Here is a 23723-nt window from a genome sequence, read left to right as displayed (position 1 = left end):
GTCACCTCCGCACCGTGCCCAGCGGCCCGGCACTGCGCCTTTCTCGTTATTTCGTCATGCGTTCCTGAGTGCGGCGGCCACCTCGGCGAATGGAATGGCCATTTCCATGCCGGCGGCAGACGCATCGTCATTCCAGCGTACCATGATCATCTCAGGGGCGCTCTCCCGGAGCGCTCCGATCTTGCGCACCAGGTCCCGGTGCGGCATGAGCATGGACAACCGAATCTGGTCTATGCCGGTATGCAGGCAATTCCAGCCGCAACGGCGAAACTCCCGGGCCTGGCGGCGGTGCAGCAACAGGGTGAAACGATGACCCCGGCGGGAACCCTCCCGAATAGTTTCCATGGCGTCGGCAAGGGCGGCCACATCCGTATCGGCACCGAAATAAACGCCGTAATGGCGGCTGATGCCCCACTGTTCCCGATAGTGTTCCCAGCTGACACGAGCCTGGCTCTTCCGCCGCGCGTCCGAGCCGAAAACCGGCTCCTGGCCGCAAACCAGGCGAGAGCGCGATGTAACACCGGTACGATACCCCTTGCTCCAGGCGCGGCGAATATAATCGATCAGGCACCATTCGCCGCTATCCAGCCCCTCGTCGAAGCAACCGGTCTGCATACGCATCTCGCTCTTCAGCAACAGGGCCGAAAACGACACCGAGAAGGTCTCGATGAACGGGCAATCGTACCTGCTGTTGATGGCAAGGCGTTGCGAGGCCCCGCTGCCGCTGAAAACCGGCGAGACAATACCGACCGAGGCGTCCTGGGCGGCCGTCCTGAGGGCGTCGAGCCACCCAGGGGTGACAAGGACGTGCGGCCGGACGATGACGGCAAGATCGCCATCGGAACGCGCCAGTCCCCTATTGATGGCCGGCACCAGCCCGATGTTGCGCTCGGACTTCATGAACAGGCCCTGCTCCCCCAGCGGCTCGGAGAACTCCTCCAGCATCAGCTCGGTTTCCCGGCTGCTGCCGTTGTCGACGATGATCATGCGCGCCCCCGGGGAGTGTCTGAGGATCGCGGCCAGACAGGCACGGGTTTCGAAGGGACTGTTCCAGACCGGAACGATTATGTCGATGGAGGGATTTGTCATGTCAGCACAGTAAGACGAAAACAGGGATAAACAGGATGAACAGGAACGACGATTCGCGGCGCATCCTGACTGTCCTGTTCATCCCCGCTCATGGAGAGTTTCTTCACGCCCCTTGGGACCGGCACGGTTACGATGTGACTGCGACCCGGCGGAGAAGGTTCAATTCATCAAGGACCTTGCCGGAGCCAAGCACGACGCAGTCCAGAGGATTCTCGGCAATGAGCACCGGGACCTTGGTAACCTCGCGCAGCAACATGTCCAGATTGCGCAACTGGGCACCGCCGCCGGCGAGAAAGATACCCTTGTCAACGATGTCGGCCGCCAGTTCGGGGGGTGTTTTTTCCAGACAGATGCGCACCGTGTCCACAATGGCGTTGACCGCTTCCTTGAGGGCTTCGCGGATCTCGTCCGAATTCACCTCGATAGTCTTGGGGATGCCGGACACCAGGTCGCGCCCCTTGACGTTCATGGACAGGACATCGGGACCGGGATAGGCTTCGCCGATCTCGATCTTGATGCTCTCGGCCATGCGCTCGCCGATCTGCAAGTTGTACTTCTTACGGATGTACTGGACGATGGCTTCATCCATCTTGTCGCCCCCCATGCGGGTGGACTGGGCATAGACGATGCCGGCCAGGGAGATGACCGCCACCTCGGTGGTGCCGCCGCCGATATCGACGATCATGTTGCCCGAGGCCTCGGTGATGGGCAGGCCGGCTCCGATGGAAGCGGCCATCGGCTCCTCGATCAGGTAGACTTCGCGGGCACCGGCCGATTCGGCCGATTCTTTGACGGCGCGCTTCTCGACCTGGGTGATGCCGGAAGGAACGCAGATCACGATACGGGGGCGCACGAGGGTCTTGCGGTTATGCACCTTGTGGATGAAGTAGCGCAGCATCTCCTCGGTGATGTCGAAGTCGGCGATGACCCCGTCCTTCATGGGGCGGATGGCGGTGATGGAGCCGGGGGTGCGCCCCAGCATCTGCTTTGCCTCCATACCGACCTTGAGCACCCTCTGCTGGCCATTAGGCATCTTCTGGACCGCAACCACCGAAGGTTCGCGAACCACGATACCCTTGCCCTTCAGGTAGACCAGGGTATTGGCGGTCCCCAGGTCAATGGCTAAATCATTGGAAAACATACCAAACAGGTAATCGAATATTTTCAACATTATTCTTTCAATCCTTTCGTACATAGGGTCCAGTTTTAGTTCAGGAAAAGGCTAAATATGCTAGCAGAGGGCGGTGGCAAATGCAAGGGGGAATCTGGTTCCTCAGACTTCAACCTTGAATTCGGCGCCCCCCTCCACATTGCGGGCCAGAAGGCCACCGCCCAAGTTTTGCTCGATGATGAGCTTGGATTTTAACACCGATATCTTCACTGACAATCGACGCACGGTATTTGCCATCTGTCCGGCAACCACAGGGCATTCCTTGACATTTCTCTGCTATCACGATACTTTTGTAAAATTTGCACAACCAGCAGAAGTCTGTGAGGAGACAGCACCATGGATTATAAAGACACACTCAATCTGCCCCAAACCGACTTTCCCATGAAGGCCAACCTGAACCAGCGGGAGCCGGAAATCCTTAACAAGTGGGAAACCGAGGGATTGTATGCCCGCATGGAGGAAGACGGCAAGGACAAGCCGCTCTACATCCTGCACGACGGCCCTCCCTATGCCAACGGCCATATTCATATCGGCCACGCCCTGAACAAGATTCTCAAGGACGTGATCCTGAAAAGCAAACGCATGGAGGGCTTCCGCGCCCCGTACGTTCCGGGCTGGGACTGCCACGGCCTGCCGATCGAACTACAGGTGGAAAAGAACCTGGGTTCGAAAAAGCACGAGATCTCCAAGCTGGAGATGCGCCGCGAGTGCCGGAAATACGCTGAGAAATTCATCGCCATCCAGCGGGACGAGTTCAAGCGCCTCGGCGTGTTGGGTGACTGGGACACCCCCTACCTGACCATGAACTACGCATACGAAGGGCAGACCGCGCGGGAGTTGGCCAAGTTCGCCAAGAGCGGCGGGCTGTATCGCGGCAAGAAACCGGTCCACTGGTGTTCCTCCTGCGTCACGGCCCTGGCCGAAGCGGAGGTGGAGTATGCCGACCACACCTCGCCGTCGATCTACGTCCGCTTCGCCCTGCAAGACGATGTTTCCGCCGCCATCCCGGCCCTGGCCGGCAAGCAGGCCTACGTGGTGATCTGGACCACGACCCCCTGGACCATCCCGGCCAACTTGGCCGTGGCTCTGCACCCCGAATTCGACTACGTGGCCCTGGAGACGGAAAAAGGGGTTCTGATCGTGGCGGAAGGGCTCAAAGACAGCTTCCTGAAAGCCGTCGGCCTGACGGGGGAGGTCATCGCCACCTTCAAGGCGGCCGTCCTGGAGCGCAAGCGCTGCAAGCACCCCTTCTATGATCGGGATTCCATCGTCCTTTTGGGCGAGCATGTGACCCTGGAGGCCGGCACCGGCTGCGTCCACACCGCCCCCGGCCACGGCCAGGAGGACTACGAACTGGGCCTGAAGGAAGGGCTTGATATCTACAACCCGGTGGACAACCACGGCAAGTATATCCAGAACGTGGAGTTCTTCGGCGGCCAGTTCGTCTTTGCCGCCAACCCGGCCGTGATCGAAAAGCTGACCGAGGTCGGGGCGCTGCTCGGGCAGGCCGACATCGTCCATTCCTATCCCCACTGCTGGCGCTGCAAAAAGCCGATCATCTTCCGGGCCACCGAGCAGTGGTTCATCTCCATGGAGACCAACGACCTGCGCAAGAAGTCACTGGAGGCCGTCGATCAGGTGCAGTGGATTCCCAAATGGGGCAAGGAGCGCATCCACGGCATGATCGAAAACCGCCCGGACTGGTGCATCTCCCGCCAGCGCACTTGGGGCGTGCCGATCACCGCCTTTTCCTGCAAGGCCTGCGGCGAATACCTGGCCGACGGCGCGGTCATGGACCATGTGGCCGATCATTTCACACAGCACAGCGCCGATATCTGGTTCGACTGGGAGGCCGCCCAACTCCTCCCCGAAGGGACGAAATGCCCCAAATGCGGGGCAACGGAATTCGAGAAGGAGATGGACATCCTGGACGTGTGGTTCGATTCGGGCGTCTCCCATGCCGCTGTACTGGAACCCAACCCCAGGCTGGCCTCGCCGGCCGACATGTACCTGGAGGGGAGCGACCAGCACCGCGGCTGGTTCCACTCCTCGCTGCTGGAGAGCGTCGGCACCCGCGGCCGCGCCCCCTATAAAAACGTCCTGACCCACGGTTTCGTGGTGGACGGTTCCGGCCGCAAGATGAGCAAGTCGGTGGGCAACGTGGTGGCCCCGGAAGAGATCATCAAGAAGTACGGCGCCGAAATCCTGCGCCTGTGGGTGGCTGCCCAGGACTACCGCGACGACATCCGCATCTCCCAGGAGATCCTGAGCCGCCTGTCAGAGTCCTACCGCCGTATCCGCAACACCAGTAAGTACATCCTGGGGAACATCAACGACTTCGACCCGGCCCGGGACAGCGTGGCATACGCGAACATGCCGGAGATCGACCGTTGGGCCCTGCACCAGTTGGAACTGCTCAAGGAAAAGGTGCTGACCGCCTACGACGAGTATGAGTTTCACGTCCTCTACCATGCCGTGAACGGCTTCTGCACCGTGGAGATGAGTTCGTTCTACCTGGATATCCTCAAGGACCGGGTCTACACCAGCAAGAAGGATTCTCTGGAACGGCGCAGCGCCCAGACCGTCATGTACCGGATTTTGGACACCCTGCTGCGCCTGATCGCGCCGGTGCTTTCCTTCACCGCCGACGAGGCTTGGCAGTACCTGCCGGGCGAGCGCGAGGCCAGCGTCCATTTGGCCGCATTCCCCACACTCCAGCCCGAGGTGAAGGACGACAAGCTGGTGGAACGCTGGGAGCGGATCATGAAGGTGCGGGCCGAGGTATCCAAGGCTCTGGAGCAGGCCCGAGTGGCCAAGACCATCGGCCACTCCCTGGATGCCGGGGTGACCATCAACGCCGATCCGGAACTGTTGGCCTTCCTCCGGGAATACGCCACAGAGTTGGCCGCGATCTTCATCGTTTCCAAGGTCACCCTGGTTGACGCCATGGCAGGCGACAGCTATGCGGCTGAAACCCTCCCGGGCCTGCGGGTGCAGGTATCGGCCGCGCCTGGCGAGAAGTGCGATCGCTGCTGGTGTTACAGCGAGGAGCTGGGACTAGATACGTCACATCCCACCATATGCCCAAAATGCACAACGGCGGTGGCCTAACCATGCGGCGCTGGGCTATCTTCGGCAGTATCGCTATCGTCGGCCTGATCGTCGATCAGATCACCAAGCAGTATATCGACCGGAGCATGCAGATGTTCCAGTCGATCCCGGTGATCGACGGGCTGTTCAACATCACCTATGTGCGCAACAAAGGGGCCGCCTTCAGCTTCCTCTCCCACGCCTCCTGGAGGCTCCCCTTCTTCATCGCCATCTCGGCCATCGCCGCGGTGGTGATCGTGATCGCCTTCAACCGTCTGCGCAAGGACCAGCTATTGGCCCAGGTATCCCTGGCCCTGATCTTCTCGGGCGCCGTGGGCAACCTCATCGACCGGGTCCGCCTGGGCGAGGTGATCGACTTCCTCGATGTGTACTGGAAAGCGCACCACTGGCCGGCCTTCAACGTCGCCGACTCGCTGATCTGCGTCGGCGTGGCCCTGCTGGCGCTGGACATGCTGCGGGAGGAACAACGGCAGAAACAGGCAAAGAACTAGTCCTGAATCCGTAATGCCGGAATACCGCAGTGTCAGGAAGAGCCGGGGCCAGCCCGCCGCCCGGCCGCATCACACAACTCACTTCGTCGGTCCTCCGTCGCCCTGGTGTTTCTCTCCTCAAAGGCAAGGGCAGTGGCCTTTCGGATCAACGAAGGCATGGAGGCGTTACGGATTCAGGTTACTGTTATGGGACGTGGCGTCCCCGGTGGCGGGAGAAACAATGATAACATTTTGGCTTTCGTACGTGGCGCTGGGCGGCTTTGCCGGTATCCTGGCGGGGCTCCTGGGCGTGGGGGGCGGTCTGGTCATCGTACCGATGCTCACCTTCCTGTTCACGGCCCAGCAGTTGCCGGCCGCCTATATCCTGCACCTGGCGCTGGGCACGTCGCTGGCCACCATCATGTTCACCTCGGTCTCCAGCATGCGGGCCCACCACGGCCGCAAAGCGGTTGACTGGGGGGTCGTCCGGCGCATAACCCCCGGTATCCTGGCCGGGACCTTCCTCGGTTCCTGGCTGGCGTCACACCTCTCCACCGGCTTTCTCAAAGGTTTCTTCGTGGCGTTCCTGTACTACGTGGCGCTCCAAATGCTGTTGGACATCAAACCCAAGGCCCAGCGGCAACTCCCCGGCGTGGTCGGCACCTCCGGCGTCGGCAGCCTGATCGGCGGCGTTTCCAGCCTGGTCGGCATCGGCGGCGGCACCATGACCGTGCCGTTTTTGTTATGGTGCAACGTCCCCATGCGCAACGCCATCGGGACCTCCGCCGCAGTCGGTTTTCCCATCGCCTTGGCCGGGGCGGTCGGCTATGCGGTCAACGGCCTATCGGCCGCAGCACTGCCGAGCTACAGCATCGGCTTTGTCTACCTCCCGGCGCTGGCCGCGGTGGCATGCGCCAGCTTTGCCACGGCGCCCCTGGGCGCCAAGCTGGCCCACAGCCTGCCGATCCCAAAATTGAAGAAATTCTTCGCCCTGCTGCTGGTCGCCATGGCCACCAAGATGCTATGGAGCCTGTTATAGCAGATTGTCGAAAAGCTCAGGTTGTTCAAAAATAGCCGGATCGTCGCACCCGCAGAATGCCCCGAGGAGGCGTAGCAGCGCTACGCCGCACGAAAGGGCTTTCGAGGATGGCGGCCTGATGGCTGTTTTTCAACAACCTTCAGAGGTCCCCGGTCATCTCCTGCAACACGTAAAGTTTGGGGTTCAGGCCGCTGACGCAGGCGATCACCTCTTTCAGCCGTTCCTCATCCAACCCGCACTCCTCATCGATCCCCTGGAAATAGTCGAAGCCTTTCGGCAGACTGGTATAGCTGCCGGCGCGGAGCAGCGACACATCAACCATGTCGTTGATCCTCCCCTGGGCCTCCCAAGGGTCGCGGTAGTTAAACTGGCGCGCCACCACATGCAGCCCCATGCCGTTGGGAAACGTGGCCTTGACCTCGAAGGAAAACTCCCGCGGGGCACCGTAGCTCTCGCTTCTCCCGGAGCGCACCAGCACCTCGGCCCCCGCCTCTTCCAGCAGGCTCCCGACCGATTCCGCGGTCATCGGTTTGAATTCGTCCATATGCAACCTTTCTAAAATAAACATCTGCCACAGAGACACAGAGACACGGAGAAAACCAGGAATAATACTCAATACAACCTAATGATTGCGATTCTGGTTTACCTCAAAAGGTTTTGCTTTTCTCTGTGAACCTCTGTGTCTCCGTGTCTCTGTGGCAGATTTGTTAATTATACATCCAACCGCAATTCTACCCCCCACGGTACCGGCCGTTCCCCTTCGCGGGTCAGCACCCACAGGGTGGGGAACGGCATCGTTTCCGGGGCCGGGCCGATGCCGTCGGTCAGGTAGATGATCGCAGCCGGCAACGGATGCATCCCCCTGGCATACTCGAAGACCGGCCGCAGGTCGGTGAAGCCGCCGCCGTCGTACCGCTGGGCCACGAACGACGAGCCGTTGAACGCCTCTACGCGCTGGATGCGGCTGTTGGCGTACAACACGGTGATGTGGGCGTCCCGGCCCCGGGCGATGTGCACCAACTCGCGGGCAAAGGCCTCGCGCAGCGCCACAATATTGGTGGAGTCGCTGACATCGATGCCCACCAGCAGGTTGAGCCGCCGCCGCTTGCGAATACCGGGGTTCCCCGTGCCGAAACGGCGATGCTCCCGCATCCAGGTGCTCTTCCGCCCCACCCGCCCGGCCGTGGCGACAAACTGCCGTAACAGTTGGCGCCAGGGGATGGGCGATGGCCGCAACAGCCCCTCCACCACAGCCCGGATATCTCCCGGCGCCTCGCCGTCGCTCCCCCGCAGGCTATCCCGCGTGATGCTCCGCACCATCTCCTCGCCCAGGGGCAGGGGGGTGCTGTCGGCGTCGCTCCAGATCTCGTGGTCGTCCAGGGTTGCCCCGTCCTGCACAGCGGCCCGCCCCTGCCCGGCCGCCCCCCGGTCATCCTGCTCACCATCGCCGTAGCCGCTGCCGTCCAGGTTCCCGGTGTCGAAGGGGGGGACCAGCAGGGCATAATACTCCTCTGCCGCCAACCCCGCTTCCAGGCCGTACTGCTCCGGCACGAGCGCATCGTCCGGCAGCCCCTCGATGCCGGGGTTGATGGCCAGGTCGCAGGCCATATCCCAGTCATGGTTGTTGCGCTGTTTGCGCCGCAGGGGATGGAGATGAAGGAGGTGCTTGACCAGATGTTCCAGCAGGGCCTGCTGTCCCTCTCGGGACAGGGCGGCAAACAGCGGGGGATTCAGGGAGAGGGTCGGCACCCCGTCCCGGATGGTCACGCCGGCGGCGTGGTTGGACGTTGGCTGTTCCGCACGGCGCAGGTTGAGGAGGAAATGGCCGTAGAACGGTTTATCCCGCAGCAGGCGGACGATGGCGGTTTCAAGGGTGTTCATGGTTGGCATGATCGGTAGTGTGCCACAGGGGCTTGGAAAATTCAAAGTATTGCCTCAAAGACAGCGGCAAGAGGCACCCTCAGCCGGCAGAGCCCGCATACCGTTCCCCGCCCGCATAGACCTCCTGAACCGCACCCTCGCCCACAAGCCGTTCCAGCACTTTCTCCGCCTCTGCCCCACCGTTCCCCACCACCTGAAAATCGGCGCGCTTTCCCGGTTCCAGCGAACCGCAGGATGAGGCCATACCGAGGGCAGTAGCCCCCCCGACCGTAACCATGCGGAAGGCTTCGGCCGGGGACAGGTCGTGGCGGAACAGATCAAGGGCGAAGCGCATCTCCTCCCACAGGGAGAGAGAGTCGTTGCTGGCCAGGGAATCGGTGCCCAGGGCCAGCGGAATGCCGAGTTTTTTGAACAGATGCAGCGGAGCCTTTCCCACATCGAGGCGTTCGTTGCTGCGTGGGCAGAGCACGACGGCGCAGCCGCGCTCTTTAAGGGTTTCCCCGTCCGATGGGGTGACGTGGACGCAGTGGATGGCCAGGGTGGTGGGGGTCAGCAGGCCAAAGCGGTCCAGGAGTTCGGTGGAGCTGCAATGGCGGGGCGCCATCAGCAGTCCCTCCCACCCCACGAAGGGATAGAACTGCTCCGCCAGGGGGCCGGCGGTATCGAAGATAAAATCGGCCTCCTCCCGGGATTCGGAGATGTGGATCGCCAGGGGGAGGGATCGGGATGTGGCAGCCTCGTGGATCTGCGCCAGGTTCTCTTCGCCGATGGTGTAGGGGCTGTGGGGCGACAGGCCGGCAGTGAGCCGGTCGTTGCTCTCTGCACAGGCGGCAAGCGCCTTGTCCAGCATGCCGCGGAACCGGTCCGGGTCGTGGCCGAGCAGCTCGAAGAAGAGACGCCCCCCAAGGGGCGCAGTCTGGTAGCGCGGCGCCAGGGCGGGGTTGGTGACGATCTCCCCCACGGCCGTGGTGCCGGACTCCAGGCACATGCGCACCCCCTCCCGCAGCGAGGCGAGGATATCCTCGTCCTTGAGGCCGCGCCTGATCTTGATCAACTGGATGATCCAGTCCACGAAGCGGCGCGGGTTGTACTCCACGTGGGTACGCAGCCGCCAGGAGGCGAAATGGGTCAACTCCAGGTGGGTGTGGGCATTGACGAAACCGGGGATGATGGCGCTGCCGGGGAATTCCACCACCGGGGCGGCATGGGCGCTCCGCAACTCGGCCAGCGTGCCGACGGCGGCCACCGTACCATGGCGCACCAGGAGCGCCCCGCCGGCAACGGGGGGGGCGTCGGGATTGATCAGCCATGAGGCGGCGTAGATGGTGGATTCGGACATGTTCAACCCCCAGCGCGGTGTCCGCCGTGAAAACACATGATGCTTTCGGGCGGGAATCCGTCATGAAACGGGACGGCGGTGGTTAATTATACCCACTACCTTTTAAAAAAGAAACAGGCAGAAAACCGAAGTTTCCTGCCTGAATCCCGCTAATCCTATCCGATTACGTTTAACAGGCTATTGAAAAACTCAGGTTGTTCAAAAATAGCCAGATCGTCGCACCCGCTAGACAAGCCCTGAGGAGGCGTAGCAGCGCTACGCCGCACGAAAGGGCTTTTGAGGACGAAGGCCTGATGGCTGTTTTTCAACAACCTCTTAACGTTAGTGCACGCACTTCAGTTTGGACTGCCCCGCATCTTCCTTACGGGTCGGCAGCATGCGGTTCTGCTCGTCCACGAAAACCAGTTTCGGCTCGTGGGTGATGGCCGCCTCGTTGTCCATGTTGACGAAGCTGGCGATGATGACCAGATCCTTGGGGGCCACCAGACGTGCGGCGGCGCCGTTGAGGCAGATAACGCCGGAGCCGCGTTCACCCTCGATGGCATAGGTCTCCAGGCGGCTGCCGTTGGTCACGTCCCACACCGCGACCTTTTCATAGGAAACGATATCGGCTGCATCCATCAGGTCGCGGTCAATGGTGACGCTCCCCTCGTAATGGAGGTCGGCTCCGGTGACAGTGGCACGGTGGATCTTGCTCTTCAACATGATTCTCTGCATGGTTACAGCTCCTCTCCCACTATGGTGTTATCGATCAATCGCGTCTGCCCCAGTTTGACCGCCAACGCCACCAGCGTGCCGCTGTCCACGGTCTGCGACGGTTCCAGCGTGGCGCCGTCGCGCACTTCCAGATAGTCTATTGCGGCCAAGGGCTCTTGGGCGATAACCGCCAGGGCCTCGTTTTTCAGGGTCGCCGCGGAGCGTTCCCCGGCGGCGTACCGATCCCGGACCCGCACCAGAGCGCGGGAGAGGCAGAGGGCCGCCTGCCGCTCCACAGGCGACAGGTAGCTGTTCCGCGAGCTCAGGGCCAGTCCGTCCGCCTCCCTGACGATCGGCATGCCGATCACTTGCACCGGCAGGTTCAAGTCGGCCGCCATGCGCCGGATAATGGTCAGTTGCTGGTAATCCTTGCGCCCGAACAGGGCCACGTCAGGCTGGACGATGTTGAACAGCTTGGTCACCACCGTGGCCACGCCGTCGAAATGTCCCGGACGGCTGGCACCGCACAGGGGTTGGGAAAGTTCCCGCACCGCCACCCCGGTCTGAAACCCGGACGGGTACATGCCGGCGCTGTCGGGGGTGAAGACGATGTCCACGCCGCATCCCTCCGCGGTGCGAAAGTCCCGCTCCCGGTCCTGGGGATAGCTGTCCAGGTCCTCGTTTTGGCCGAACTGGATCGGGTTGACGAAGATGGAGAGCACCAGGATATCGCCCCGTGTGCGCCCCTCTCTGAGCAGCGAGGCATGCCCCTCGTGCAGGTATCCCATGGTGGGGACGAAGGCGATGGTCTTGCCCTGGCGCTTGAGCCCCAGGGCGGTCTGCTGCATTTCCTCTATGGCAGAAATGATCTTCATGGATTTCCTGATTTCCTCGATTTTACTTCCCCTTTTTAAAGGGGATAGTTTCAATTGAACGAATGCTCGGCTGTCGGGAACTCCCCGGCCCGGACCTCATCCACGTAGGTCTTAACCGCCTCGGTGATGATCGGCGTCAGTTCGGCGTAGTGCTTGACGAATTTGGGCGAATACTTTTCGCACAGCCCCAGGATGTCGTGGATCACCAGCACCTGGCCGTCGCAATCCGGTCCCGCGCCGATGCCGATGGTCGGGATGGAGAGTTCGGCCGTGATGCGGGCCGCCAACTGTGCCGGTATCCCTTCCAGGACCACTGAGAAGGCGCCGGCCTCCTGAACCGCCCGGGCATCATCCATGATCCGCTCGGCCTGGTCCTTGCGCCCCTGCACCTTGTAGCCCCCCATGCGGTGGATCGACTGGGGGGTCAGCCCGATGTGGGCCATGACCGGGATATCGATGGCGGACACCGCACGGATGACGGAGGCCATATTCACGCCCCCCTCGATCTTTACCGCCTCGGCGCCACCCTCCTTGATCATCCGGCCGCAGTTGCGGCAGGCATCCTCGATGCCGGCCTGATACGACATGAACGGCATATCGGCCACCAACAGTGCCTTGGGGTCGGCACGCCGGACCGACTTCGTATGGTACAGCATCTCATCCATGGTAACCGGGAGGGTCGTGTCGTGACCGGCCACCACGACGCCGGCCGAATCCCCCACCAGGATCATATCCACGCCTCCCTGGTCCACGAGGCGGGCAAAGGGAAAATCGTAGGCGGTCAACATGGTGATGCGCCGCCCTTCCTGCTTCATCTGGAAGATGTCCGGTATGGTCGTTTTCTTTTGCATAGCATCTCTCCGTCCCCCAGAAACAAAAAACGCGCCGGAAAGGCGCGATATCGTTCAGTGCACAAGCCATGCTCTGCACTGTCGGGTATTCCCTTCCGTCCCGGTTCGTTGCCGAATCCTGGCGGTATATGATCCTGCTCTCCGGTCCCGTGGCTGATCGACCCCCTGCTTGGGTAGCCGTCATAAGAACCGAACATCTATTTATACCAAAAGGCCTATAAAAGGGCTACAAAAAAATACCCTGTTTGTCTGGTGCCGCTGGAAATCCCCAAGGGAGACCGCATCTCACCAGGCTTTCAGGCGTTCTGGCTCCTCAGGGACTCCAACTCCTTGATCACCTCCGCGCTCTGGTCGCGGCGGGTTTCCATGTTGTCGAACATCTCCTTCACCATGCCGCCGACCGCCTCGACGATCCGACTGATGCGGAGGCCGTCTTCCACCTGATGGGAGGTGGAATCCACCATCTCGTGGGCCATCTCCTTGATGGTTTCGATGGAGCGGGCGATACTCCTGGTGGCCTTGGACTGGTCGGTGGAAGCGGCAAAGATCTGGGTGGTCATGGCACTGATGTCTTCCATGGACTTTGCCACCAGATGAACGCTCATGGCCTGCTCTTCCGTGGCCTGCTTGATCTGCTGGGTCATGTCCATGGAGCAGACCGAGCGATCGAAAATGGCCTTGAGGGTTTCACCGGTGGAATTGCCCAGTTCGACGCCGCGCTGCACCAAGCCCTTGGTGGCGGTGATATTGCTGGCGGCGGTCTTGGACTCGGTCATGATCTGTTCGATGATGGAAGTGATCTCGCTGGTGGAATGGCCGGTCTGGAGCGAAAGGGTGCGAATCTCCTCGGCCACCACACCGAAGCTCTTGCCGTATTCGCCCGCCTGGGCGGCAATGATCGAGGCGTTCAGGGCCAGCAGGTTGGTGCGCTTGGTGATATCGTTAATCACATTAACGATATTCTCGATCCGGTTGCTATTCTCGGACAGCCGGGTGATGGCCTCGTAGGAGAGCACGACCGAGGTCTGAATCTCGGCCAGGGAATCGATCGTCTCGGCAACCACGGCGCGGCTCTCGTCCGCATTGGACTTTACCTGGCTGGAGACCTCGTGGGAGATGGCGGCGCTTTGCTCCACGCTGCTGATGGTGTTGCTGATCTGTTCCATGGCCGATGCGGATTGCAGCACGATTCCGGTCAGGTGATCCAGGTTGCGGGTAACCTGTTCGATGGTTACGGAGATTTCGCTGACGGCGGTGCTGGTTTCATCCACCGAGGCCATGACCCCTTCGGCGGCCGAGGCGATGACGGCAGATCCGTCGGCAACCGACTCGACGCTTTCCTCCAGGTTTTTGACGTTTTTGAAATGCTGCTCCCGGCTGCTCAGCAGAAAGGCAAAGGAGTTGTCCATCTCCGATGTCAGGGTGTCGATGGAAGCCAGGAGGTTGATACGGGTGATGGCCGACGCCACCTGATCGGCGAAGAGCATGATCGTATCCACGTCGGAATCGTTCAAGGAACGGCGGCTGGATTTGTTGTCGATGCCGAAGACGCCGACGGCCTCGCCCTTGACCACGATGGGGCAGAGGATGAAGCTCCGGGAGCGGAGCGGCTCCAGGCTGTTGTAAGGGGCTTGCAGGTGGTACTCTTCGGGATAGCGGGAGATGTCGTCCACCAGAAAGACCTTTCTCTCGGCCAGACACTTGTGGACCACGCCGATCCTCCCGTCGAGGGGCAGCGTCACGCCGGCGGCGTCGAAATCATCCGTGCCGGCGGTCGTGACGAAACGGAGCTCAGTACCATTCTGGACCATGAGGATGTTGACCCGCTCATAGCCCAGCACCTCGTGAAGCCCCGCGGCGCACAGCCGCAGGATTTCATCCAAGTCGAGGGACATCTGCAGCTTGCTGCTGATCTGGTGGAAGTTTTTGATGTTGTTGTCGAGAACCTTGTAACGGTTCTCGAATATCTCCTTCTGGGAGGCGACCTCCCTGTGGAGGGCATCCAACTCCGTGGCCCGCTCGCGCAGTTCGTCGTCGTTCTGGCCGATCAGATAGCCCAGGCCGGCCAGGACGATGGCGGTCCCGAGTCCCATGTAGTTGTACATGACAAGGTGTTCGGGCGAAGCGAAGATATCGGCGGAAATCTGCCCCAACAGCGGCTTTCCGCTATCGTAAAAGAAGAGCATGCGGATGATGATCCAGCCGATAGGGGCGCTGCTGCCGAGCAGGAAACCGGACAGCGCCAATCCCTTGGAGCGTTTTTTCGCGATGAGTTCTTTACGCACGATGGTTGTCTCTCACTTTTCCGTGGCAAACTTTTCGTCGATGGAGTGGTAAATCTCCTCCATTGCCTTTTCGGCATCGTCGCTGTTATAGGCAATGATATTCTTCAGGTGTGTATAGGAATCCAGATCTATCTTCTCGAAGGAGAATGCGATGCCGTTCTCCGCCTCCCGGCTTACCTTGCCGCTGAAGCCGACAAATAGTTCGGGGGACGTTCCCGTCAGGACGATGGTGATCTCCACCGGCTCGCCTTCCGGCAAACGTTCCTCGGTGATGAGCAGCATGCCGCTCATGCTGAGGTTCTCCACATTGCCGTAAAACTGACGATCCGCCGTCTTGACGGTTGCATTAACCCGGAAGGGGACGCGGGAAAACTTTCTCGTACTACTCATGGGAGTGTCTCCTGAATTCGTGCCGGCGCGGCCGGTGCATCCACAGCCGCCGACCGCACCCGACATGTCCTTGCGCCGAACAATTCTTTCGATCAGTCCTCGAAGTTGCCTTCGGGGCCCTTGTCGCCGGCAATGGATTTCGCCCGTTCCACGATCTGCTCCCTGGTCCAGTGGGCCGGGTCCTCGATCTGGCTCCCCTTGGGGCCCAGGTCATACGAACCGGCCTTGAGGATCGCCTCCACGGCCAGTGGCGCCGTATCCCGACTATTGAACACCTCGGTCATCATCTTGTAGGCAAAATCCTCGACCCGTTTGGCCATGCGCTCCCTGATTGCCTTGGGCTGTGCCAGGAACTTGTTCTCAAAGGTAAGGTTCAGGTTCTTGTAGTCACCCTTCTTCCACCCTTTGGAGTCGGCATAGGCAACCATCTCGGCCCACAACTCCTCGGTCATCCCCTCGCCCGGCACCTTGATGAAGTTGCCGTTCCCGTCCAGTTGGGCGTTGCCGTAGTCGTTCACCTCCAACCCCCAGGAGATCATCTGCAGGGCGGTGGCCACATTGGCCTTGGTGGTGGCGGTCTTCTGGGCGATCTCCCGCAGACGCTCGGAGCTGTTGCCCGAGGTGCCGTGCTGGGCGCCACTGAGCTTGTAGGGGACCAGGGCGTGGTGGATATCGGCGGTCAGGCCGACCTGGATGCCGGCGTCGCTCGCCTCCAGGCCGTGGGTGGTCCCGTTGTTCAGGGCGATCCAGTCGGGGAAGATCTCATGGGCGTTCAGCCCCTGGATCAGGAACTTGGCCTCGGGGACGGTGGAGAGCCCTTCTTTCCCCTTGATCTCGCCCACCTCGGTCTCAAGCCCTGCCCACTTTGGGATGAAGGGGTTGATCTCCAGGTTGGCCAGCAGATTTTGATCGTCGGGGAGGTGGGAGGCGTCGATGGCGATGGAGGTGATCCCCGCCTCGAACATGGTCGGCACCTCCACCTTGGCTGCCGCCAGGTCCTTGTCGTTCTTGATCCCGTAGTGGTCGGCGTGGATGGCGACCGGCACCGTGATCCCCAGTTCGTTGCAGAGGGCATCGACGATACGGGCTATGTTCCAGTAATTGACGGCGCAGTAGGCTTTCTGCCCCCCCTCGGACTTGGCGATCTCGATGATAAGCGGTGCATTGGCGCGCTGGGCGGCGGCAAGTGCTCCGCGGATGACGAAGTAGTTGCGGCCGTTGGCGGCCAGCGCCACCGCCTTGCCCTTGGCGAGCATGGCCCGGTCAATGACCTTGCCGCTGACGATCAGTGCCTTGGAGTTGGGAAAGAGACCACAGATAGTGGGGGGACGCCCCACCTGAAGTGCTTTTTCGAAATCTGCCGCGTAAGCCATACCACCCTCCTTCTATCGATAGTGTCAGTACCTCTGCATTGCATGCCAGTGCTGTATTAATTTGAAATAACGGTGTTTTTCAGCCAGTATACAGCGCTTTATAAATATCATGTAACCGCCCCGGAATCAAGGAGTAAACAGTGCACTTCCCTGTTGCCAGACCGGGATACATCACCTATAATCGGCCATTCGGAGTAAAACCATGCCCCACGTCATATCGTTCACCCCTTCGTTGTTGGACACGCACTGCATCATCGACGTCCGCACCCCCTTGGAATTCGCCGAGGACCATCTGCCCGGCGCCGTCAACGTCCCGATCCTGACCAATGAGGAGCGTGTGGAGATCGGTACGCTCCACAAGCAGGCAGGCCCCCGAAAGGCACGCATGCGCGGCCTGGAGCTGACCTGCGGCCGCTTTGCCGCCATGGTGCATGAGGTGGTTGACTACGCGGCAGGCAGACAGGTCCTGGTCTACTGCTGGCGCGGCGGCCTGCGCAGCCTTTCCATGGCCATACTGCTGGAGATGAGCGGCTACCCGGTGGTACAGCTCAAGGGGGGGTACCGGGCTTTCCGTAATCAGGTCGTTTCCTTCTTTGAGGATTTCACCCCTCCGGGACCGTTGGTCGTCATCCACGGCATGACCGGCACCGGCAAAACCACGTTCATCAACGGCCTGGACCGGGAAGCGTGGACCCTGATCGATCTGGAAGGGTTGGCCTGCCATCGCGGCTCCGCCTTCGGCGAGGTCGGGCTCGTCCAGGCGATCAGCCAGAAGCGCTTCGACACCCTCCTGTGGGACGCTTTCCGCACAGCCCCCGACGGCCGCCCGGTTATTGTGGAGGGTGAAAGCCAGCGCATCGGCAAGATATCGCTCCCCGGAAGGGTCTATGAGGCCATGGGCGACGGGTGCAAGGTCTGGTGCCACGCCTCCCTGGAAACCAGGGTACACCGGTTGTCCGCGGAGTATGCGTGCGAGGAGTACCGGGAAGCCATGGCTGTGGCCTTGGAGCGGATCAAAAAGAAACTGGGGGGCGTGCGCTACACCGAGATCAAAACGCTCCTGGAATGTTGGGACGTGGAAGGGGTCGCCCGTGGGCTGATAGAACACTACTACGACCGGCTCTACTACAAAAACCGCCCCTGGACCCCGGACGTGGAGATCGACCTGGAGGATTTCGGCCGGGCCGGACAACGCTTGGCCGAGTTCTGGAACGAGCGGCAGGGCCGCCTGTAGCAGGTTGTTGAAAAACAGCCATCAGGCCTTCGTCCTCGAAAGCCCTCTTGTGCGGCGTAGCGTTGCTACGCCTCCGCGGGGCTTGCCTCGCGGGTGCGACGATCTGACTATTTTTGAACAACCTGAGTTTTTCAATAACCTCCGCGTCTCTGCGGCTCCGTAGCTATTTCCGGGTTCAACTTCCCGGTGAAACAACCAACTCCCCTCCGGCGTCCGGCAGGCGGGTGAGGTCAAAACAGCCGACAGCCCAACGGAGGATCTCGTCACAGGGTGCGCCGACCAGGTCATGGGGCGGGTCCTGCCCCAGAAAACGCAGCACAGCCAGCAGCAACCCCCACTCCTTGCCCCGCCAACTCCCCAGATGATGGGAAACCAGATTATCGCGTTTGCTGAGCTTTGCTCCGCCCGATCCGGTCACCAGGGGGATGTGGCAGTAGGCGGGCCGCGCAAAACCGAGCAGCCCCAGGATGTAGACCTGCCGCGGTGTCGAGGGAAGCAGATCCTCACCCCGCACCACCTGGGTCACCCCCGTAAGATGGTCGTCCACCACCACCGCCAACTGGTAGGCGATCTCCCCATCCCCGCGCCGTACGGCAAAATCCCCGCACCGCTCACCCAGATGCTGACAGATCATTCCCTTGTGCAGATCGTGGAAACAGACCTGCTCCGGCGGCACCCGCAGACGCCAGGAACGCACCGCCGCCCCCTCCCGCATCCCGTCCCGGCAAGTGCCGGGGTACGGGAGACAATCGTCGTCGGGATGGGGCGCCGAGGCGGCCTGGGCTATCTCCCGGCGTGAACAGCCGCAGGGGTAGACCAGGCCGGTGGCGAGCAGTTCGTCGAAACAGTGCCGGTATGCCTCCCGGTTGCAACTCTGGCGGGTGACCTCGCCATCCCACCACAGGCCGAAGAGTTCCAGAGTCCGCATGATGTCGTCGGCCATGCCCGGCACCTGGCGCGGGGCGTCCAGGTCGTCGATGCGCAGCAGCCAGCGTCCTCCCGCACTCCGGGCCATGAGCCAACTGGCCACGGCCGTGGCCAGGGAACCGGTATGCAGAGCGCCGGTGGGTGACGGGGCGAACCGGCCCACGGGCGGTTTGGGGGTTTCATCAGGCATGGGGGTATTCCGTTTTTGAGGTTGTGCCGGTCAGAGCAGGGAAGCGCCCGTTGCCACCCACCCCTGCCGGTCAGGCACTATCTTTGTATCATATTTCCCCGTACATGGCGAGATTCGCTGGCTCACCACGACCTTTGTTTTCCCGATCAGCACCGATCCCGCCCCGATGAAGAATGTACTGCCGGAAAGCGGCCTTATGGCGTTTCGGTCACTACGGGCACAAGAAACGTTTCCCCATATGGCCGAAATTCCTTGTTTATTGTCATTGTGCCAGACAGGTTCCTGGGCTAAGGTAGGGGCATGAAACATCAGCCCCGCACATCCACCGACAGGGACACGCCGTTGCTCGTGACGATGGCCGCTTACGACGGTGCCGAGATCCTGGACATAACCGGCCCCCTGGATGTTTTTGCCCTTGCCAACGCCGTACACCGGGAAAATGGCGGCAAGGGACCACTCTATCGGGTCGAAATTGCCGCCGGGGCAAAAGACGCCGTGGTGGCGACCTCGTCCGGAATCAGGCTGTTGGCCGACACGGCCTGGTCAGACTGTTCAGGAACGGATACGCTGCTGGTGGCCGGCGGTCCCGCAGCAGAACAGGCGCCGGAAGAGCTGGTGAACTGCCTGCGCCGGACGGCGCCCCTGGCGCGGCGGCTCGGGTCGATATGCACCGGCAGCTTCATTCTTGCGCGGGCAGGGCTGCTGGAAGGGCGACGGGCGGCCACCCATTGGGCCAGCGTCGAACGGCTTCGTCGCCTCTATCCGCACGTCGATGTTCATGAGGATGCCATCCATATCAAAGACGGCTCCGTCTACACCTCGGCCGGGGTAACGGCGGGAATCGATCTGGCGCTGGCGCTGCTGGAGGAGGATTTCGGCCGCGCGCTGGCGCTGGATGTCGCCCGGTTGATGGTGTTGTATTTCAAACGCCCCGGGGGGCAGTCCCAATTCAGCACCGGCCTTTTGGCCCAATTTCACGAAGAAGGCTCCCTTGCTCCGACCATTCAGTGGATACGCGACAATTATCGGAGCCACCTGAGCAATGAAACGCTGGCCGACCACGCGTCCATGAGCCTGCGCAATTTCGCCCGCATCTTCAAGCGGGAGACCGGCACCACGCCGGCCCATTTTATCGAACGGGTTCGCCTTGAAGCAGCGGTCAAGAGCCTTGAAGAAACGAGCCAGGCACTGGAAACCATCGCCCGGGAGTGCGGTTTTCAGTCTGGTGAACACTTCAGGGTGGCTTTTGTGCGCTTCTTCAGGATCACCCCCGGCCAGTACCGGGAACGGTTCCGGTCAGGAACCGAATAATCAGCAATGGAGGATACGATGAAACAGATGCGCCTTCGGGGTATCGTTATACGCTTATTGATCATGTCGGCGTTCATTGCCACGGCTTTGCCCGCCGCGGCCCGGACAGACAAACCGCCGACAGCGCAGGAGACGCTGTATGAACGGCAACCTGAACCCGCCGCCCGGCAGATAACCGTCGGGGTACTCATTTTCCCCGGCTTCGAGATGCTGGATGCCTATGGCCCCATGGAAATGTGGGGTACCTTGAAGCATGCGCCGGCCAAGGTATGGGGCGGCGAGGAGAAAAGGGTCGGTGTGCGGTTGGTCACCATCGCCGCCAAACGGGGCGAAATTCCCTCGAACCAAGGGCCGAAAACCATGGCCGATTTCAGCTACGACAATGCCCCGCCGCTGGATTTCCTGGTGGTGCCGGGCGGTTTGGGGGTATTACCCCTGCTGAAGGACCCGGCAACCATGAACTGGCTGCGGGCGCAGGCGGGGAAGGCCGGAATCGTCATGTCGGTCTGCAACGGCGCCTCTCTGCTGGCTGCTGCCGGCATTCTCGATGACCGGCCGGCAACGACCAACAAGATGGCCTTTCACCCTTCGACCGCGCCGGGACCCAAGGTAAAATGGGTCAAAAAAGCACGCTGGGTGGACGACGGCACGGTGGTCACTTCTTCCGGTGTCTCGGCAGGGATGGATATGAGCCTGGCGGTCATCTCGCGTCTGTACGGCAAGGATATTGGCGCTTGGCTTGAACGCGTCACCGAGTACGATGCCCACCGCGACCCGTCGTGGGACCCTTTTGCGGCAAAGGCCGGCCTGGTGGAGTAGCCGCCTGCCACGATACGGCTGCGGGGCCTGCCCACCCATACGGCGGCGGCAGACCAGTGGCCCAGAAACAACGAGGCCGTTCCCGGAAGGAACGGCCTCGCTTGCTGCCGTCGATGAATGATACGCCCTAGTTGCCGCTTGCCGCCTTGAAGGCGGCCATAACCTTCTGCATCGGGGCGGACGGCGCGCCGACGGTGATGAAGCCCAGCGGCCGTTCGATCTTCTTGGTGGCGACGATGGTCACCTGGGCCGGATCGACGAACCCCAGACCGAGGCCGCCGATGCCGCTGGCATCCACAGCCACCTTGTCGTTCACCTCTTTCACGAAACCTACCGCCTTGGCGCTGGCCGCATATTCGCCGTTAGCCATGACGACCTGCTTGATCAGCCCGCGGGTGGCGCTGGCCTTGGCATCGGTATAAACGGTAATCGGCAGGTCCTTGCCCCCCACGTCCTTCCAGTTGACGATCTTGCCGGTGTGGATGTCCTTGATCTGCTCCCAGGTGAGGCTCTTCACCGGATTGGAGGGATGCACGACAAAGACCACCTCGGATTTTGCGATGACATGCATCTTCAGGTCCGGCACCGCCTTGGTGAGGCCGGCCGACTTGGCAGCCTTCACGGTGGCGTCCAGGGAGGCCGAGGCCATGGCGGCGTCGCATTTCCCGTCGATGAGATCGATCAGCCCCTTGCCGGCATTGCTCTTGTCCACAACCAACGTGTAGCCGGTGGCCTTTTCCACGGCGGCCCGGTGCGGTGCGACCAGGTCGGTGACAACGCTGGCGGCCCCATTCAGTTTGATATCCTGGGCCAGGGCCGCCTGAGCCAGGCAAAAGGTCATGGCCGCGGCCAGGATGATGCTCTGCAACCGGAAAATATATTTCATGGATAGTTCTCCTTTTTGAGTTGGATAGCAGTGCGCGGGGCCCGGCATCAGAATTTCCGGTGGCACTTCTCGCAATCGTTGAACACCTTCGTGCCGTCATGGCAGGTAAAACATGCCACGGACTTGAAATGGTCATCCATGGTCATCAGGGCCTTCTTTTTCGTATCGAAGATCGCGCTGTGGCAATCCTTGCACACCAGCCCCTTGGAGGCATGGAGCCTCCCATCGAATATAACCCTCCCCTGTCCCGCTCCCCCGTACAGCAGCGCCTTGTCGCTGGTGGCGAACACGACGCTGCCCAGGGTGCAGAGGGTCAGGGCGATTACACCTACTAACACGTTTCGCATGGTTGTCTCCGGACAACGGGCCTGGCGGGGGGCAGCCACAGGGTGCCTCCCGATGTCCCCCCGCCACGTCCATCTGTGTAATGAGTGATTATGCCAGAATATTCCTGCTCACCTTTTTCACGTCCGCGGTGCCGGTGAGGGTCATGGCCACAACCAACTCATCCTGCAGCTTCTTGAGCATGAGCGACACCCCTTCGGCGCCGCCTCCCACCGAGCCGCGGACCAGAGGCCGGCCGACCAGCACCGCATTGGCGCCCAGGGCCAGCATCTTCAAGACATCGGCGCCGTAACGCACCCCGCCGTCGGCCAGAATGACCATCCGCCCCTTGACCTTGTCCGCAATGGCGGGCAGCACCTGGGCGGTTCCCGGCGTGTGGTCCAGGACCCGGCCGCCGTGGTTCGACACCACGATGCCGGCGGCCCCGGCCTCAAGGGCCATGAGCGCTTCCTCGGGGGTCATGACCCCCTTGATCAGAAACGGCAGCTTGGTGGATTTGGCGATCTCCCGGAGCTGTTTCAGGGTCTTGGGCTCCACGGTCTTGCCCGGCAGGGCGCGCCCCGCACGGCCGGCGGAATCGATATCGATGGCAAAGAACGGCGCGCCGGTCTGTTCGATCAGGCGGATGCGCTCGATGATCTCGGCCTGGGTGCGCGGCTTGATCTGGGCCACGGCCTTCCCCCGGTACTTGGCGACGGTCTTCAGCCTGGTCTCGTAGACGGAGAGCGGGTCGCCGATGCCGTCCGCCGCAAAGCCCAGAGTGCCGGCCAGAACGCAACCGCCGATGATCCCTTCGGCGTACTCCTCTTCGCCGACCTTGCCCCCCAGCCCCATGTTGTAGGTCACACCGCCGGTTACGCCGGAGAGGATCGGCATGGACAGCTTGGCGCCGAACAGGGTCAAGGTGGTGTCCGGCTTTTTCACATCGTGGAAGGTGCGCATCTTCAGATCGTATTTGGCAAGGGCCTGGAGATTGTTCCTGAAAGCCTTGCCCGAATCGATGCCGCCCATGCCCGGCACCTCACCGGAACAGGCAACCCCGTCGCACTCGGGACAGACCCGGCAGCGGGGGTACATCTTCTCGCGGGCGACCTTGAGCACGTCGGAAAATTTCTTGGCGCCACCGCCGGCAGCGGCTGCCGAGGCCGCCTTGGCTTCTTTCTTTGCATCTTCGGCCGCGTGGGCCTCCGTGCGGCCGACTGCCTGCACCGCCAGCACGCTGGCCCCGACCACTGCCGCTGTTTTGATGAAATTGCGGCGGCTCACCCCTGCGCCTTCCTGTTCTGCGGATTCGATCAACTCTTCAGACATACCAGCCTCCTTCAATGTGTGGTGACGGAGTACCGGCCGGCGGCCGTTCCTCCAACAAAACCCCTCGTTGCTTGAGACAATAGCCGACTGTAGCGCTGCGGATAAGGTAATTGTAGCGAATGGCACAAAT

21 protein-coding genes are annotated in these 23723 nt (G+C 61.5%); 6 read left to right on the top strand and 15 right to left on the bottom strand.

What is annotated here, in order from left to right; translation table 11 throughout:
* Positions 1-54: 54 nt before the first annotated feature.
* Together F6V25_RS10165 and F6V25_RS10160 are read right to left on the bottom strand one after the other, a co-directional pair.
* Positions 55-1089: a glycosyltransferase family 2 protein gene (locus F6V25_RS10165; RefSeq protein WP_151128464.1), complete on the bottom strand. Its 1035-nt coding sequence runs from the start codon at positions 1087-1089 to the stop codon at positions 55-57.
* A gap of 127 nt (positions 1090-1216) precedes the next feature.
* Complete coding sequence (locus F6V25_RS10160; protein WP_151128463.1) at positions 1217-2260, bottom strand: rod shape-determining protein; 1044 nt, start codon at positions 2258-2260, stop codon at positions 1217-1219.
* Between the two features lie 336 nt (positions 2261-2596).
* Here F6V25_RS10160 and ileS point away from each other — a divergent pair, with 336 nt between their 5' ends.
* From ileS to F6V25_RS10145, 3 genes are all read left to right on the top strand, one after another.
* Complete coding sequence (gene ileS, locus F6V25_RS10155; protein WP_151128462.1) at positions 2597-5371, top strand: isoleucine--tRNA ligase; 2775 nt, start codon at positions 2597-2599, stop codon at positions 5369-5371.
* 2 nt (positions 5372-5373) lie between these two features.
* A complete protein-coding gene (lspA, locus tag F6V25_RS10150) occupies positions 5374-5862 on the top strand; it encodes a signal peptidase II (RefSeq protein WP_151128461.1) in 489 nt (162 codons plus the stop codon).
* Positions 5863-6082: 220 nt separating this feature from the next.
* Entirely contained in the window at positions 6083-6880 is a 798-nt protein-coding gene (locus tag F6V25_RS10145) for a sulfite exporter TauE/SafE family protein (RefSeq protein ID WP_151128460.1), read from the top strand.
* A 139-nt stretch (positions 6881-7019) separates the two neighbouring features.
* Here the strand turns inward: F6V25_RS10145 and F6V25_RS10140 are convergent, their stop codons facing one another.
* From F6V25_RS10140 to F6V25_RS10100, 9 genes are all read right to left on the bottom strand, one after another.
* Positions 7020-7424, bottom strand: a complete 405-nt coding sequence (locus F6V25_RS10140) for a hypothetical protein (RefSeq protein WP_151128459.1) — start codon at positions 7422-7424, stop codon at positions 7020-7022.
* 167 nt (positions 7425-7591) lie between these two features.
* On the bottom strand, positions 7592-8770 hold the full coding sequence (locus F6V25_RS10135; protein ID WP_151128458.1) for a vWA domain-containing protein: 1179 nt from the start codon (positions 8768-8770) through the stop codon (positions 7592-7594).
* 70 nt (positions 8771-8840) lie between these two features.
* Positions 8841-10100 carry an amidohydrolase family protein gene (locus tag F6V25_RS10130; RefSeq protein ID WP_151128457.1) on the bottom strand — a complete coding sequence of 420 codons (1260 nt, stop codon included), beginning with the start codon at positions 10098-10100 and terminating at the stop codon, positions 8841-8843.
* Positions 10101-10421: 321 nt separating this feature from the next.
* Positions 10422-10817: an aspartate 1-decarboxylase gene (gene panD, locus F6V25_RS10125; protein WP_149307116.1), complete on the bottom strand. Its 396-nt coding sequence runs from the start codon at positions 10815-10817 to the stop codon at positions 10422-10424.
* A 2-nt stretch (positions 10818-10819) separates the two neighbouring features.
* Positions 10820-11671, bottom strand: coding sequence for a pantoate--beta-alanine ligase (gene panC, locus F6V25_RS10120; protein WP_151128456.1), 852 nt, complete (start codon positions 11669-11671; stop codon positions 10820-10822).
* A 50-nt stretch (positions 11672-11721) separates the two neighbouring features.
* On the bottom strand, positions 11722-12522 hold the full coding sequence (gene panB / locus F6V25_RS10115; protein ID WP_151128455.1) for a 3-methyl-2-oxobutanoate hydroxymethyltransferase: 801 nt from the start codon (positions 12520-12522) through the stop codon (positions 11722-11724).
* Positions 12523-12818: 296 nt separating this feature from the next.
* Positions 12819-14807: a methyl-accepting chemotaxis protein gene (locus F6V25_RS10110; RefSeq protein ID WP_246167018.1), complete on the bottom strand. Its 1989-nt coding sequence runs from the start codon at positions 14805-14807 to the stop codon at positions 12819-12821.
* 12 nt (positions 14808-14819) lie between these two features.
* Positions 14820-15197, bottom strand: a complete 378-nt coding sequence (locus F6V25_RS10105) for a PilZ domain-containing protein (RefSeq protein WP_149307120.1) — start codon at positions 15195-15197, stop codon at positions 14820-14822.
* 92 nt (positions 15198-15289) lie between these two features.
* Positions 15290-16570: a class II fructose-bisphosphate aldolase gene (locus F6V25_RS10100; RefSeq protein ID WP_151128454.1), complete on the bottom strand. Its 1281-nt coding sequence runs from the start codon at positions 16568-16570 to the stop codon at positions 15290-15292.
* Between the two features lie 202 nt (positions 16571-16772).
* On the opposite strand from F6V25_RS10100, the gene mnmH reads away from it, so the two are divergent.
* Positions 16773-17804, top strand: coding sequence for a tRNA 2-selenouridine(34) synthase MnmH (mnmH, locus tag F6V25_RS10095; RefSeq protein WP_151128453.1), 1032 nt, complete (start codon positions 16773-16775; stop codon positions 17802-17804).
* 175 nt (positions 17805-17979) lie between these two features.
* Here the strand turns inward: mnmH and gluQRS are convergent, their stop codons facing one another.
* On the bottom strand, positions 17980-18921 hold the full coding sequence (gluQRS, locus tag F6V25_RS10090; protein ID WP_151128452.1) for a tRNA glutamyl-Q(34) synthetase GluQRS: 942 nt from the start codon (positions 18919-18921) through the stop codon (positions 17980-17982).
* Between the two features lie 300 nt (positions 18922-19221).
* Between gluQRS and F6V25_RS10085 the strand changes: the two genes are divergently transcribed.
* Positions 19222-20232, top strand: coding sequence for a GlxA family transcriptional regulator (locus F6V25_RS10085; protein ID WP_151128451.1), 1011 nt, complete (start codon positions 19222-19224; stop codon positions 20230-20232).
* 18 nt (positions 20233-20250) lie between these two features.
* Entirely contained in the window at positions 20251-21051 is an 801-nt protein-coding gene (locus F6V25_RS10080; RefSeq protein WP_191966156.1) for a DJ-1/PfpI family protein, read from the top strand.
* A gap of 127 nt (positions 21052-21178) precedes the next feature.
* On the opposite strand, the gene F6V25_RS10075 is transcribed toward F6V25_RS10080, so the two are convergent.
* The 3 genes from F6V25_RS10075 to F6V25_RS10065 all read right to left on the bottom strand — a co-directional run bounded on the left by F6V25_RS10075 (position 21179) and on the right by F6V25_RS10065 (position 23593).
* Complete coding sequence (locus F6V25_RS10075) at positions 21179-21937, bottom strand: substrate-binding domain-containing protein (RefSeq protein ID WP_191966155.1); 759 nt, start codon at positions 21935-21937, stop codon at positions 21179-21181.
* A gap of 47 nt (positions 21938-21984) precedes the next feature.
* The gene (locus tag F6V25_RS10070; RefSeq protein ID WP_151128448.1) at positions 21985-22284 is read right to left on the bottom strand and encodes a c(7)-type cytochrome triheme domain-containing protein; all 300 of its coding nucleotides are present in this window, start codon (positions 22282-22284) and stop codon (positions 21985-21987) included.
* Between the two features lie 88 nt (positions 22285-22372).
* A complete protein-coding gene (locus F6V25_RS10065; RefSeq protein ID WP_151128447.1) occupies positions 22373-23593 on the bottom strand; it encodes an alpha-hydroxy-acid oxidizing protein in 1221 nt (406 codons plus the stop codon).
* Between the last annotated feature and the right edge of the window lie 130 nt (positions 23594-23723).

This window comes from Oryzomonas japonica, from assembly GCF_008802365.1.
GTDB classification, from domain to species: Bacteria; Desulfobacterota; Desulfuromonadia; order Geobacterales; family Pseudopelobacteraceae; genus Oryzomonas; species Oryzomonas japonica.
This window is presented reverse-complemented; position numbering and strand designations above follow the sequence as displayed.